11 protein-coding genes and 4 tRNA genes are annotated in these 15,130 nt (G+C 45.0%); 4 read left to right on the plus strand and 11 right to left on the minus strand.

Translation table 11 applies throughout. From position 1 onward, the window contains the following. The gene (locus AC3CH3_RS09390; protein ID WP_004733360.1) at positions 1 to 621 is read left to right on the plus strand and encodes a DMSO/selenate family reductase complex B subunit; all 621 of its coding nucleotides are present in this window, start codon (positions 1 to 3) and stop codon (positions 619 to 621) included. A 1-nt stretch (position 622) separates the two neighbouring features. After that, a complete protein-coding gene (locus AC3CH3_RS09395; RefSeq protein ID WP_102364263.1) occupies positions 623 to 1,468 on the plus strand; it encodes a dimethyl sulfoxide reductase anchor subunit family protein in 846 nt (281 codons plus the stop codon). A 182-nt stretch (positions 1,469 to 1,650) separates the two neighbouring features. On the opposite strand, the gene AC3CH3_RS09400 is transcribed toward AC3CH3_RS09395, so the two are convergent. Beyond that, entirely contained in the window at positions 1,651 to 2,889 is a 1,239-nt protein-coding gene (locus AC3CH3_RS09400; protein WP_488537033.1) for a CinA family nicotinamide mononucleotide deamidase-related protein, read from the minus strand. 210 nt (positions 2,890 to 3,099) lie between these two features. On the opposite strand from AC3CH3_RS09400, the gene AC3CH3_RS09405 reads away from it, so the two are divergent. Together AC3CH3_RS09405 and AC3CH3_RS09410 are read left to right on the plus strand one after the other, a co-directional pair. Then, positions 3,100 to 4,008: a DUF3943 domain-containing protein gene (locus AC3CH3_RS09405; protein WP_019820632.1), complete on the plus strand. Its 909-nt coding sequence runs from the start codon at positions 3,100 to 3,102 to the stop codon at positions 4,006 to 4,008. A 253-nt stretch (positions 4,009 to 4,261) separates the two neighbouring features. Then, positions 4,262 to 4,774: a glycine cleavage system transcriptional repressor gene (locus AC3CH3_RS09410; RefSeq protein ID WP_019820630.1), complete on the plus strand. Its 513-nt coding sequence runs from the start codon at positions 4,262 to 4,264 to the stop codon at positions 4,772 to 4,774. Positions 4,775 to 4,848: 74 nt separating this feature from the next. On the opposite strand, the gene nspC is transcribed toward AC3CH3_RS09410, so the two are convergent. From nspC to uvrY, 10 genes are all read right to left on the minus strand, one after another. After that, entirely contained in the window at positions 4,849 to 5,982 is a 1,134-nt protein-coding gene (gene nspC / locus AC3CH3_RS09415; RefSeq protein ID WP_019820629.1) for a carboxynorspermidine decarboxylase, read from the minus strand. Between the two features lie 171 nt (positions 5,983 to 6,153). Beyond that, complete coding sequence (locus AC3CH3_RS09420; RefSeq protein ID WP_019820628.1) at positions 6,154 to 7,404, minus strand: carboxynorspermidine synthase; 1,251 nt, start codon at positions 7,402 to 7,404, stop codon at positions 6,154 to 6,156. 8 nt (positions 7,405 to 7,412) lie between these two features. Next, positions 7,413 to 10,352: a pyridoxal phosphate-dependent class III aminotransferase gene (locus AC3CH3_RS09425; protein WP_029405311.1), complete on the minus strand. Its 2,940-nt coding sequence runs from the start codon at positions 10,350 to 10,352 to the stop codon at positions 7,413 to 7,415. A gap of 875 nt (positions 10,353 to 11,227) precedes the next feature. Next, positions 11,228 to 11,303 (minus strand) — tRNA-Gly (locus AC3CH3_RS09430). Between the two features lie 31 nt (positions 11,304 to 11,334). Then, a tRNA-Leu gene (locus AC3CH3_RS09435) sits at positions 11,335 to 11,421 on the minus strand. An 80-nt stretch (positions 11,422 to 11,501) separates the two neighbouring features. Beyond that, positions 11,502 to 11,577 (minus strand) — tRNA-Gly (locus tag AC3CH3_RS09440). A gap of 36 nt (positions 11,578 to 11,613) precedes the next feature. Next, positions 11,614 to 11,687 (minus strand) — tRNA-Cys (locus tag AC3CH3_RS09445). A gap of 266 nt (positions 11,688 to 11,953) precedes the next feature. Continuing rightward, entirely contained in the window at positions 11,954 to 12,511 is a 558-nt protein-coding gene (gene pgsA / locus AC3CH3_RS09450; RefSeq protein ID WP_019821134.1) for a CDP-diacylglycerol--glycerol-3-phosphate 3-phosphatidyltransferase, read from the minus strand. 46 nt (positions 12,512 to 12,557) lie between these two features. Further along, a complete protein-coding gene (gene uvrC / locus AC3CH3_RS09455) occupies positions 12,558 to 14,390 on the minus strand; it encodes an excinuclease ABC subunit UvrC (protein ID WP_029405348.1) in 1,833 nt (610 codons plus the stop codon). A gap of 15 nt (positions 14,391 to 14,405) precedes the next feature. Beyond that, positions 14,406 to 15,050, minus strand: coding sequence for a UvrY/SirA/GacA family response regulator transcription factor (gene uvrY, locus AC3CH3_RS09460; RefSeq protein WP_004729778.1), 645 nt, complete (start codon positions 15,048 to 15,050; stop codon positions 14,406 to 14,408). Positions 15,051 to 15,130 lie beyond the last annotated feature (80 nt).

The raw sequence follows: 15,130 nt of genomic DNA on the forward strand, positions 1-15,130 counted from the left end.
ATGAAACAATACGGCTTTTACATTGATTCAAGTAAATGCACGGGTTGTAAAACCTGTCAGCTTGCTTGTAAAGATTATAACGATCTAGACATCAAAACGAACTACCGCCGCGTATACGAATACGCAGGTGGTGGCTTCACTCAAGATGGTGATACCTGGGTTCAGAAAGATGTTTTTTCTTACTACCTGTCTATCGCTTGTAACCACTGTACTAACCCTGCGTGTGTGAAAGTGTGCCCTTCGGGCGCAATGCACAAACGTGATGAAGACGGTTTGGTTGTGGTTGATGAGAGCGTATGTATTGGTTGTCAGCACTGTAGTAATGCATGCCCTTACGGCGCACCACAATACAATGCGAAGAAAGGTCACATGACCAAATGCGATGGTTGCTACCAACGTGTTTCTGAAGGCAAACAGCCTATCTGTGTTGAGTCTTGCCCACTTCGTGCATTGGAGTTTGGTGAAATCAATACACTTCGCGAGAAGTACGGTTCTGGTGCAGATGTAGCGCCACTGCCATCTTCAACCGAAACACTGCCAAACATCGTGATTAAGCTGAACAAAAACGCGAAGCCTACTGGCGATACCAGTGGTCACCTAGCAAACCCGAAGGAGGTTTAAGATGATTTTTCATGAGTGGTCTTTGATTTTCTTTACGGTGCTGGCGCAAACCGCGGTTGGTGGTTACTTACTGATTGGTGCACGTGCACTGGTACTGGGTCATGACGAAGAGAAGCTGAACAGCTACAAGGTTCCAATGTTCATTCTATGGGCACTAATGGGTCTTGGCTTCATGTTCTCGACAACGCACCTTGGCTCTCCACTGCGCGCGTTTAATGCTTTTAACCAACTAGGCTCAGCTTGGTTGTCTAACGAAGTGTTCTTCGGAGCAGCATTCTTCTCTGTAGGCGGCCTACAGTGGCTACTGTCTGTGGTTAAGAAAGGTGGCCTTGTTATCCAAAAAGCACTGATGGTTAGCGCTATGGTGCTGGGTGTTATCTTCATGTACGCGATGATCAACGTATACATGATCAACACAGTACCGACATGGGACAACATCTACACACCACTGAGCTTCATCATGACCATAGTTGTGGGTGGCTTGCTGCTATCTCAGTTCGTTCTTGTGTTCGCAAACGACAGCCACTTTACGATTGACCGTAACATCACAATGTTGGCTGTAATTACTGTTGCGATAAGCTTACTTGTGACAGTAGGCAAACTGAACCTAATCGGTGACATCCAAACTTCAGCAGCAAAAGCATCTGAGTTGGTTGACGGTTTAAGCAGCTATGTGATTCTTCAAGTTGCATTACTAATGGCAAGCTTACTGATTTGGATTCTACCTATGCTGAACAAAGCAAAAGTGAATCCAGTAAACCTAAGCCTAGCATTGGTACTGTTCTTAGCTTCTGAGTTAATCGGCCGTGGTTTGTTCTACAGCCTACACATGACAAGCGGTTTGTAATCGAGTTCTTACAGACATCAGTTACGTGTAAACATCGCTGCTTGTTTGGTTATCTAGAAGGCTAGATAAACAAAAGGCCCAACACCTATTTAGATGTTGGGCCTTTTTATTGCGTTTTTCTAGCGTTTTTCTAGCGTTTTTCTAGCGTTTTTAGTACAGACTTTGCGATTTCGCTTACATAGTTACTTAATGATAGCCGCTGGAATAAACATGTCTTTCAATCGCTTAACCGAAGAGTAAGTACCAAACATCGGTTTGTTGTCTAGATGCCTTCTCAGCATATCGGCGGCGACGGTCTTAATCACGTTGCGTTGGTCTTCACGCGAGTACTGACGATAAAACTCAAGTACCTGACCCCACTCGCCTGCTTCAGTCGACAATGCAACGCTGAATGTGTTGCCTTCCAGCTTACCAGTCACCAAAGCCAATTCGGTTCCGCACTTTTCTCTTGTTGCGCCAGCCAGAGCAAAGGTCGCGGCTAATGGATCGCTTTTTTCAAGCTCGCTCTCTTTTGGCTCAGCCATCACCCACGAGTGTCCGAAGCAATCTTCTATCTGCTCATTCAACTGCAGCCACGCTGACAGTGAACCTTTGGTCGACACTTCAGACACAGATAACGTCTTCTTTTTTTCCGCCATGATGTGTCCAATATGGTCAATCATCGGCTCATCGACACTAACGACATTACTCTCTAGCAGCTTGTAAACCATTTGCAGAAGCTTAACGCGAGTTTCTAGGTCTGCCTTAGGACCAAACAGTTTAACCTCAATGAATGGCAGATAAGAGCGATAACCCAACTCATAACCTTCTGGCAGCTTTAGTTGGTCCAAAACATCAGAGATACCAGACTCAGACAAACCAAACGTAAACAGTCGACTGCATTCAGAGGCAACCACTTGAGGGTAGGTACGCGACAAGTCAGGAAGAATCTCAAACGTGACCATGCGTTTGAACTCACTCGGTACGCCCGGCGTGAAATAGAAAGTCGCATCGTTGATTTTCAGTTTGAAGCCACAAGCCGTACCCACAGGGTTATCGACAATCTCTGAACTCGCAGGTAACAAAGCTTGTTTAAGATTGCTGTCAGGCATGGGCATACCGCGTCCTGAGAACATCTCTTCCATACGAGAAAGCCATTCAGGGAACATGACGAGTTTCTGCTCAGAAGCCGTTGCAGCGGCTGCAGCACTCATATCATCGGTTGTTGGCCCTAGACCACCATTAACGATAACCACATCATAGTTAAAGCTCAGCATCAACAGTTCTTCAACAAGAGCATTCATTTGATCACCCACAGTTGAGCGCTTAGCAAGAGCAAAACCATGCTGATAAAACTCACCAGACATCCAAGCTGCGTTTGTATCTACAATGTCTCCATGAAGAACTTCTTCACCTGTACTTAACATTGCGATTTTCGTCATATTTCTATCCCTTGTTGTCATAAAAAGACACTGCATTATTTACAAACTGGTCTATGGTTGAATTTGGAGCAATTCGCCTTTTCACTAATATTAATAATGTTAAACCTAAGGTTTTCTTAGGAAAAGCTATAAATTATTAGTTCCCTAAATCAGGCATTTAATAGATAATTGTGACCCTGATCAATTCCAAACTTTCTCATGGAGACCCTTGTGGCCAAATCACCGTTACTAGCAAAGGTTACTGCTGCATTTACAATGCTAATATCAGTTAACTCGGTTGCAAGCCAATACGACTTCGACCAGCCAATCAACCTTTCTTATTCGGATGAATGTGCTCAAGATTACTGTGTTAATGATAGCTTGTACACCTACAAGCCTAGTACCAATTACGCACTGAGCGAATCAAGTGATGAGTACGACTTCTCAATCCAACAACCAAAACACCTGTTGGTGAGTCAGGAGAAGGATTGGGATTACCTAATGGGTCAAACCTACACCATTCTTGGCCTGAGTGTCGCGACGGTGGGTTTGATGACTCTCCTACCTGAAAGTATCACTAAGTGGGATGATGACCAACGTGATATCAGCTCATTAGGTAAAAAGTGGAAAGATAACGTGTCTGATGGCCCAGTATGGGACCGTGACGAACACTTCCTAAACTACGTGATGCACCCATATTTTGGTGGTGTTTACTACACTGCAGCTCGACACGCAGGTTACGATGAGTTTGAGTCTTTCTTATACTCTTGGACTATGTCGACGTTCTTCTGGGAATACGGCGTAGAAGCGTTTGCTGAAGTACCTTCATGGCAAGATCTCTTTATCACTCCTTTCTTCGGTGCGGTTGTCGGTGAAATGATGCTAGAAGCAGAGCAAGACATCGTTGCTTCAGGTGGCGAAGTGATGGGATCTCAAACTATGGGTGATGTGTCTCTATTCTTCCTAAACCCTGTTGGTCACATCCACTACTGGGTAAGTGATGCATGGGGCGGTGACGCAGAAGTTAATCTGAATACTAACCCTTGGTGGGATAACCAAGACGCAGCACGATTCGCCTATGATGCTGGTGCACGATACGATTCTCAATTTGTTGGTATGAACTTTAAAGTAACGTTCTAAGTCAGCTTTCAGTCTCTAAGTTTTAAGTTACTGCATTCCCAATAAAAACGACAACTCATCCAAAAAGCGGCTCTCTAGCCGCTTTTTTTGTGCCCTACTCTTCATTCTCTTTTTTTGCATCACAGCTTAGTTTCAAAAATTGACGTAGGTCAAACATTGTTCGATGTAACCTTCTACACTGAAATTAAAGAACTTTATCGCGTGATATCAAACATTTAATTCGCAACAAATCATTGAAACTTTGGGGGCTGATATGAACAGTACATTTATCGTAAACTTTATCGGAAAAGCATCACCAACAACAATCAAACAGCTTGCTGCGGTTACTCACGAAAACGACGGAAAATGGCTCATCAGTAAAGTGAACTTTATTGAAGACCAAGTCGCAGGCGTACTCAAGGTTCAACTTCCAGCCATCAACGAATCGATTGTTAAAGAGGCTTTCAGCGCCAATCCAGATCTCATCGTACAGTTTGTCGATTCAGATCATACGCATAATGTCCAAGACACAATCCATCACCTAAGACTCGATTCTAACGACCGAGCAGGTATCGTCAATGAAGTGACACATGTATTAGATAGACAAGGAATCAGCATTCTAGATATGGACTGCCACCGAGTCTTCATTGCGGGCGGCGGCGGTGTAAGCTCAAGCCTATTCACTTCAAAAATAGCGGTTAAGCTGCCAATCGAAGTTCAAATCGATGATGTAGTTAATGAACTCGAAACACTCAGTGAAGACACTCGAGTGATGATTGAAAGCTAAATGAATAGCAATGAAGCACAAAAAAAGAGCAGCTCATCGGCTGCTCTTTTTATTGCTCTGAACTTATGATTCAGTTACTTAACTGACCATTGTGACAATGAACGTTTGAAGTCTTCATAGCCGAATTCATTTAGCTTCTGAACGTCGCCATTGCTGCGCTCGCAGTAGATTGATGGCATCTTCAGGCCGTTGAACCAGTTCAGTTTCACCATGGTGTAACCTGCACTATCCAATAGGTGAAGCTTTTGACCTATTTTCAGCGGCTCGTCAAAGCTTGTTTCACAAAACTGATCGCCCGCCAGACATGAACACGAACCAATCACGTAGTCATGACTTCCGTTTTCAGACGCTTCCAATACCGATGCAGGCTCGTTGTAGATAAGCGTGTCAAGGCGGTGCGCCTCGGTAGCTGAATCCACAATCGCCGTTTTCTTCACGTTCTCAACAATATCAACCACTGTCACAACTAAATCTGTCGTTTTAGTGATGATAGCTTCACCCGGTTCAAGGTACATTTGCACGCCGTGTTTTTCAGAGAAGGCTTTTAGCGCAAGACCAAGTTTCTCGATGTCGTAGCCCGGCCATGTGAAGAACACGCCGCCGCCCATGCTCACCCAATCTAACTTATCTAGGTGATCCCCAAACTGTTCTGAGATTGAATCAAGCAAACCAATAAAGGCATCGACGTCTTTGTTCTCACAGTTCATGTGGAACATCACGCCATTAATCTCATCAAAGATTTCAGGCTTGATATGGTCAGCTTGTACGCCCAAACGCGAGAATTGACGCGCAGGGTTTGCTAAGTCTTGTCCTGCGTAGCTTACGCCCGGATTTAGACGTAAACCCAGCGAGGCTTTACCTTCAACAATATGACGGTAAGCTTCGAATTGGCTTTGCGAGTTGAAGATCATCTTGTCGCAAATATCCGCAACTTCTCTCACGTCATCTTCGCTGTAACCCACACTGTAAGCGTGCGTTTCACCGCCAAAGGTTTCATGACCAAGTTTTACTTCGTACGGGCCAGAGCTTGTCGTGCCATCGAGGTAAGGCTTGATGATGTCAAACACACCCCATGTAGAGAAACACTTCAGTGCCAATACTAGCTTCACACCTGAAATCTCTTTCAGCTGCTTCGCTTTCTCTAGATTCGCAATCAACTTGTCTTCGTTGATCATGAAATAAGGCGTTTTTAGTTCGTTGTTTTGCATGTTAATACCTTGCGGCCCTCGAGTTCACGAAGGCACATGATAATCGAACAAAGCCGACGCAACAGCATCGGCTTGTAGTTATACGTTCTCGTCATTCATATGACTTTGAATTGAATTTGCAGAGCTGTGACCTTGTCGCTAGGGCAACGCAACGAGGGCAAAGAGCCAAAATTACTTCAAAGTATGGATTAGAGGTAGACCTTGCCCAGGTTCTAGCTCTTGAACGTGCCAGTCTAGACCGATTTCAGGCATGGTTGCTAGGAACGGGTCTGGGTTTAGCTGTTCCATGTTGAACACGCCTTTATCAGCCCATTCACCACGGAAGAACTGAAGTGCAGCAGTAATTGCAGGAACACCGGTTGTGTAAGAGATCGCTTGGTGTTCTACGTCTTCGTAAGCCACTTCGTGGTCTGCGTTATTGTAGATGAATACGCTGCGCTCTTTGCCATCTTTCTTACCTTGAACCCAAGTACCGATACACGTTAAACCTGTGTAACCCGGAGCCAAAGACGTTGGATCTGGCAATAGAGCTTTAAGAACATGTAGAGGTTGAACAACAGTGCCATCGTGCAGTGTTAGCGGATCTGGGCTCAGAAGACCGATATCACGCATGCAGTTGAAGTAGTTCAGGTAAGCATCACCAAAGCCCATCCAGAATTCGATACGCTTAGCTGGGATGAATTCCTTCATTGAACGAACTTCATCGTGCGCCATTGAGTAAACTTTGTGAGAACCACAGTTAGGGAAATCAAACTCAAGCATACGAGAGTGGCAAGGTACTTGTTTCCACTCTTCATTTTCCCAGTAGAAAGAATCGCCTTGGATCTCAAGCATGTTCGTTTCTGGGTCAAAGTTTGTCGCAAACTTCTTACCATGATCGCCTGCGTTTACGTCCATTACGTCGATCGTATCGATTTCATCGAACAAGTGCTTAACCGCGTGCGCTGCAAATACTGAAACCACACCTGGATCGAAACCCGCACCAAGAATACCTGTGATGCCTGCTTCAGCAAACTTCTCACGGTAACCCCACTGCCAATCGTAAGCTTGTGGTACTTGTTGGCCTTCAGAACATAGGTCAACCGCTACCGATGTATCTAGGTAAGATACTTTTGCTTGGTAACACGCTTCCATGATCGCCATGTTTACCCAAGGAGGACCAGCGTTGATTACTAGGTCTGGTTTCACTTCGTTAATCAGAGTAACAAGTGCATCAACATCGTCAGCGTTTACTGCGCGAGCTTCTAGTTTTTTAGTTGAATCTTTAAGGTTGTTTTTACCTTTAATCGATTCGATGATTTTTTCACACTTCGCGATTGTGCGAGAAGCGATTGTGATATCACCCAGTACTTCGTTATTTTGTGCTGCTTTATGTGCAACAACCCAACCAACGCCGCCTGCACCAATTTGTAGAATAGCCATAGTATTAATTACCCTTGTTGTTCTGCTAGCTCAGTGGCTAGAGTTTGAATTTTGTTAATTAGAGATTTGAAATCTGATGTCTTTAGGCACGGATTCAAGATAGTGAATTTAAGCGCACTCTTACCATCCACGACCGTTTCACCCAATACTGCAACGCCACGAGTCAGCGCTTCCAGTCTTAGCGTTTGATTAAGTTTGTCTAAATCTAGCTCGCCGTTTGCTGACGGCTTAGATCGGAACAGCACTGTTGATAGTGAAGGCTCCGCGAGTAGCTCTAAGTCAGCTTGGTTTTGAATCAGGTCTGCCACTTCTAGTGTTTGCTCAAGAAGATGGTCGTACATATCGCCCAACTGCTTTGGACCAACACTTTGCATAGTCATGAAGACTTTCAATGCATCAAAACGCTTGGTGGTCGCGATAGACTTGTCGACTAAGTTCGGCAGCTCATCGTGTTCGCGGTTTAGGTAATCTGCGTGATGCAGAAGGTACTTAAAGTTCGCTTTGTCTTTCAACAACACCGCACCACAGCTGATTGTTTGATAAAAAAGCTTATGGAAATCGACACTTACAGAGTCCGCTTTCTCGATGCCTTGTAAACGAGCTTTATGGCTGCTTAAGATAAGCGCGCCACCGTAAGCACTGTCGACATGAAACCAAAGACCTTGCTGGCTTGCGATGTCAGCAATCGCATCAAGGTCATCGATAGCACCGTGATCAGTAGTACCTGCCGTACCAACTACGGCAAAAGGAATCAGACCTTGAGCTTTAAGTGCTTTGACTTCTGCATCTAATAAATCAGGTTTGATGGTGCCATTAGCGTTTGTTTCAACACAACACACCGCGCTCTCGCCTAAGCCAAGTAGTGAAGCGGACTTTTGAACCGTGAAATGAGATTTGTTTGAGCACAAGATACGAAGCTTGCTCGCGTAATCTGGTAAACCCAGCTTTTGGATTGAGTGACCATCGTGTTTATCAGCAATCCAGTCTCTTGCTAGCAATAATCCCATTAGGTTACTTTGCGTGCCGCCACTAGTGAAAACACCGTCCGCTTGGTCGCCAAGTTGGTACTTGTCACACATCCAATCAACCACTCGCTGCTCAACATAAGTCGCAGCAGACGCTTGGTCCCATGAATCCATTGATTGATTCAACGCCGCGATGATTGATTCCGCCGCTACCGAAGCCATAAGAGGAGGAGTGTGGAGGTGTGCAATACAGTCTGGGTGTTGCACAAAGATGGAGTTTGCAGCGACAAGGTCTGCAGTGCTATCTACAACATCAACCAAAGCGTGTTGATTGTTATCGAGGTCGACAGCTTTGATAGCGGCCTCTAGTACTTTAGGTTCTAGACCTGAGTATGGCGTTTCAACTTGCTCAAAAACCGCTTTCATCGCTTGAGTGGTTTGGTTCATCACGTTAGCGAATTCGTCGCTACCGCCTAAACCTGTCTGGATGAAATGCTTGTTCCATTCTTGGTTTGCTTGTTCGCTTGAAGCTGGGTCTTTTTGTAAACCACCACCTGCTGCGATGATCGCTTCTTCCATGACGCGCAATGCAAAGTCAATCTGCTCAAAAGAGATAATCATCGGTGGTAGGAAGCGAATCACAGAACCATCACGACCGCCCTTCTCGACCATCAAACCACGCTCTAGTGCTGCGCGTTGAATCGCTAGGGTGAGTTCACCGTCTGATTTCGGTTCACCAAATTTGTTAAGTTCGCCGCTTGGTTGCTTGATCTCAGCGCCAAGCATTAGACCTTTACCACGAACTTCAGCAATACAGTTAACGCGAGATTGAATCTTCTCCAACCCATGACGCAAGTATTGGCCTGCAATGTTCGCGTGCTCAACCAAACCGTCTCGCTCGATGATTTCTAACGCTTTCGCACCAGACACCATAGCCAGTTGGTTACCGCGGAAAGTGCCGGTATGCTCACCCGCTTTCCAAGTATCGATGCTCTTATCGAATACAAGCAGCGACATTGGCAGTCCACCACCTATCGCTTTAGACAAACATAAGATATCAGGGTTAACGCCTGACTCTTCAAACGCGAATCGATGACCTGTTTTGCCGACACCACACTGGATTTCATCAAAAATCAGTAGAATGCCGTGTTCATCACAAATACGACGTAGGCCTTGTAACCAAGAAGCAGGAGCCGGAATCACACCGCCCTCTCCTTGCACAGGCTCAACGATCATCGCAGCCGGCTTCATGATGCCAGACTCGTCATCGTTCAACATGCGTTCGATATAGCGAATGCTTGCGTTAGCACCCGCTTCACCGCCAATGCCAAAGGGGCAACGGAGGTTGTATGGGAAAGGCATGAAATGTACGTCAGACATCAAACCGCTACGACGTTCTTTAGTACCTAGGTTACCCATCATACCCATGGTGCCGTTAGTCATGCCATGGTAAGCACCACGGAACGCAAACATGGTGTTGCGACCTGTGGTTTGCTTAGCTAGCTTGATCGCCGCTTCCACAGCATCAGCACCAGATGGGCCACAGAATTGAAGAACTGAATTCTTTGAAAAGTCTTGAGGGAGAAAAGCTTTAACTCGCTTGATAAACGTCTCTTTTGCTTGAGTCGTGATATCAAGTGTTTGGTATGGCAAACCAGAATCGAGCTGGTCTTTAAGTGCTTGGTTAATCTCAGGGTGGTTATAACCCAAAGAAAGTGTACCTGCACCGGCTAAGCAATCGAGAAACAGTTGGCCACGAGTATCTTCAACTAAAGCGCCACATGCTCGTTTAATAGCAATAGGCAGGCGTCTTGGGTAAGAACGAACATCCGACTCATGCTGTTCTTGCTCTAGCAAAATAGCGTCAGGTGTTAGGTCGTACGTTCCCTCTAAGATAGGAACCATAGTTGAAAATGAATTTGCGATAGTATTGATATCGACTTCAAAGGCGGTAGTCATAAAAGTCCCCTTGAATGTGTTCATACTCACCTCCATCAGACGCAATTACCCACCAACTCTCGTTAAATTTGGAGAGAGTTCATAGTGAAGCACGCGTATTGTCTAGAAATGAGATATAGCTGTACGCTCGCATAAGTCAAATGACGAATACGAAATTAAGCCGTCTTAAGACAGCGATAAATTGTTAGCGTGAGCTCAAGGTTCAGTAATGCTACTGTTTTGAAGAATTGGACATTTTTGCAGGATCGGGCAGCTATGAGGAGCTGATCCCTTTGGAAATGCAGAGCTGATTAGCAATGTTGTAATTAGTGTGTTCAATGTTGGGTTTCCCATTAACATGGCGAACTGCGCCATAAGTATCCCGTCTATCAGCTAAAGGACTAGCCAATACCTACCCTACGTAATGTCCCAATCAGCAAGAATGGTCACTACGCGTATCCCCCAGAAGCAATCGTTGCTCTTCTTAAACATTGTTCATTCCGAGATTGCGCAGGAAAGTAACATAAAGTGAAATGAACGATCAATAGTTTTTAATAATAGCCTGATAAATAGCAGTGGTGGCTAAGCAATTGCTGAAAATATCGTCAGCACTATCGTTTAAGAAAGAGATCCCCGGTTCGCTAGTTCCTCGCGCCCGAGGATGACGACGTGGGGTTATAAACGTTGCTATAGAAGCTTTGAGCCATTGTACCTTTCCGTCATTCCCTAGTACGAGGAACGAGTTCATAGGGGATCTCGCTTTTAAAAGCTAACTGTTCTAAACGAACTTAATTGCGAAATTTTTAAATAAAAATAGAAGTGAATTTTGAGTGCGGATTCAAACAACAAAAGTACAGATACGAAAAAGCTGAACGCCCGAAACCAAAAAGCCCGAACATTTCTGTTCGGGCTTTTTAATTTGGAGCGATACATCGGGTTCGAACCGATGACCTCAACCTTGGCAAGGTTGCGCTCTACCAACTGAGCTAGTATCGCATTTGCTTTACAAGATAAAGACTTTAATAGATGGTGCCCCGGGCCGGACTTGAACCGGCACAGCGCGAACGCCGAGGGATTTTAAATCCCTTGTGTCTACCAATTCCACCACCAGGGCACGCAATTCTTTATTGCGATGCCGATTACTGAAAAGTAAAACACCATCTTAATGCTGACGCCAATCAACATTACAAAATTTGGAGCGATACATCGGGTTCGAACCGATGACCTCAACCTTGGCAAGGTTGCGCTCTACCAACTGAGCTAGTATCGCATTTTCATTCATATTCTTTCTAGAAGAAAGAGAGAATGGAGGCGCCTCCCGGAGTCGAACCGAGGTCCACGGATTTGCAATCCGCTGCATAGCCACTCTGCCAAGGCGCCTTAGTAACTCCAATCGAATAGCTCATTGCCATCCTCTTGGGTACGGGATGCATTCTACGGATTCAGACGATTGAGTCAATATTATTTTTGTATTTTTAATTCGTTTGAATAGATTTCATACGAAACAGGCCAAATAGCTGACTTTATGTTCAAAACACACTGTGAGCAGGTTATTCAAAGGAGATCTATATCACATTAGATATCCACTATTGATAACTTAACCTTAGGTTAAAGATCAAAAAAGCGAGCCTCAGCTCGCTTCTTCATCAATGATGTTTTTCGTCTAACAAGTCGTCTTTGGCAGCCATCAAGTATTGCGCCATCGACCAGTAGGTTAGAATCGTTGCAACGTAGAGCGCGATGTAACCAACCCAAACCATCCAATCGTCATAACGCCAAATAAGCACCCACAACGCGAACATCTGAGAAACCGTTTTAACCTTACCGACCCAAGATACTGCAACACTTGCACGTTTACCGATTTCAGCCATCCATTCACGAAGCGCTGAAATGATGATCTCACGAGCTATCATGGTCACTGCTGGGATAGTCACCCAAATCGAGTGGTAATGCTCAGTAATCAGGATAAGAGCCGTAGCAACCAACACTTTGTCAGCCACCGGATCAATAAAGGCACCGAAGCGAGACGTTTGCCCTAACTTACGAGCTAGCATGCCATCTAGCCAATCAGTGAAACCTGCTACCCAAAACACCATCGCAGCAGCAAAAGGAGCCCATTGATAAGGTAGATAGAAAACGACAACGAATACTGGGATCAAAAATAGTCTCAGTAATGACAAAATATTAGGTATATTCAAACGCATATTATTGGGCTCTTATTAATTGCGCTTTAATGGTGCGGGATTTTTACTATTGTTTCAATGCTTGATAAATGTTTTCTGCCAAAGAATGACTAATGCCCGGCACTTTGGCTATTTCTTCGACAGTTGCACGCTTAAGTTCTTGTAAGCCACCCATATATTTCAGCAAAGCTTGACGACGCTTAGGTCCAACACCTTCAATTCCTTCCAAAGCACTGGTTCTTCGCGTTTTACCACGTTTCGCCCTATGCCCTGCAATCGCGTGATTATGGCTTTCATCACGGATGTGTTGGATAAGGTGCAGTGCTGGAGCATCACTGGGTAAATTGAACTCTTCCCCTTCTAAAGTCACTAGAGTCTCTAAACCCGGTTTACGAGTCACGCCTTTCGCAATACCCATCATTCTTGGTCTAAACGGCCAATCACCCCAATATTGAGAAATGATCTCATGCGCGCGGTTTAGCTGACCTTTACCACCATCGATAAAGATGATGTCTGGGATCTTGTCGACATCGAGTTGCTTCGAGTAACGTCTCTCAAGCGCCTGAGCCATCGCAGCGTAGTCATCACCACCGGTAATACCTGTGATGTTGTAACGACGGTACTCAGGTTTCACCGGGCCTTCCTGATTGAACACCACACAAGACGCAATCGTGCTTTCACCCATGGTATGACTGATATCGAAACATTCCATGCGCTTAATCGCATCCATCGACAGCACTTCTTGTAGCTCTTTGAAGCGCTGATTGATGGTCATCTTGTGATTAATCTTGGTCGTAATCGCCGTTAACGCATTGGTGTTCGACAATTTAAGGTAACGACCACGAGTACCAGAAGGGTTTGTGTTGAAATGGATCTTACGACCTGCAACTTCACACAAAGCTTCTTGGATTGGTGTGACGTCTTCCATCAGGTCCGCGTTCAGAATCAAACGGGTTGGAATGGTTCTCGCTTCATTATGCGCTAGATAGTATTGGCTTAAAAAGCTCGAAAAGACCTCTTCGCGTACCGTATTGTTTGGAATTTTAGGGAAATGGCTTCTACTGCCTAAAACCTTGCCTTGGCGAATCATCAAGATATGAATACACGCTACGCCATTCTCTTGAGCAAAGCCCAACACGTCCATATCTTCCATTGAGTCGTCAGATACATACTGTTGTTCTTGCACGCGTCGAATCGCTTGGATTTGGTCACGGAAAGCGGCAGCTTGCTCAAAGCGAAGCTCTCGGCTTGCTATATCCATCTTCTCGATGAGCGTCTCTAGCACCAGTTTATCTTTCCCTTGTAGGAATAGACGAACATAGTCGATAAGCTCGCTGTACTCTTCGTCAGAGATAATCGAGCTGACACATGGCGCAGCACAACGGCCAATCTGATACATCAAACATGGACGTGTTCTGTTGGCATAAACCGTATCTTCACACTGGCGGGCAGGAAAGATTTTTTGTATTAGGTGTAGCGTCTCACGCACAGCGCCGGAATCAGGATAAGGACCAAAGTATTCACCCTTTTTCTTTTTAGCGCCGCGGTGCATCGACAAACGAGGATGCTTGTGGCCGCTAATGAAAATATAAGGGTACGACTTATCATCACGCAAGAGTACGTTGTATTTCGGTAGGTACTGCTTGATGTAGTTATGCTCAAGAATAAGAGCTTCGGTTTCCGTGTGAGTTACAGTGACATCGATCTTGTCAATATTGCTGACTAGAGCGCGTGTTTTTTCACTGTCGACTTTTTTACGAAAATAACTAGAAAGGCGTTTTTTGAGGTTCTTAGCTTTACCGACGTAGATAACGACAGCCTCGGCGTTATACATTCGATAAACGCCGGGCTGCTCTGTTACTGTCTTGAGGAATGAGACTGAGTCAAACAAGTTGGTCACTATACGATCTCAGTGTTAAAGGGTCTCAGTGTCTAACATTCCATGTCTAATCGCTAAATGCGTCAGCTCTACATCGCCACTGATATCCAGCTTGCTGAACAAACGGTAGCGGTAACTGTTGACTGTTTTAGGACTTAGATTGAGTTGTTCTGAAATATCCGTCACTTTCTGACCTTTGGTAATCATCATCATGATTTGAAGTTCACGTTCAGATAAGTCTGCGAATGGATTTTCAGACGCAGGAGAGAATTGGCTCAAAGCCATCTGCTGCGCAATTTCTGGTGAAATGTATCGTTGGCCACTGTTAACCACTCGAATTGCATTTACCATTTCATCCGGACCTGCCCCTTTAGTAAGGTAACCAGCAGCTCCAGCTTGCATCACTTTAGTTGGAAACGGATTTTCCGTATGAACAGTTAAAACGATGATTTTAACATCAGGGTTGAAACGCAAGATTTTCTTGGTTGCCTCTAAGCCACCAATACCAGGCATATTCATATCCATCAAAATAACGTCAGTATTGTTAGTACGACACCATTTTGCAGCATCTTCACCGCTTTCAGCTTCCCCTGCTACGTTCATTCCACGGACGTCTTCAATAATACGTCGTATCCCTGTGCGAACCAGCTCGTGATCATCTACAAGGAAAACATTTATCAAACTTGTATCTCCACACTATTAATTGGCTCTGCAACCACTGTGTCGTTTCATCTGTTTGAAACAATTGAACAGTGGATCGC

The sequence above is a fragment of the Vibrio sp. QJM3NY_35 genome, assembly GCF_057785915.1.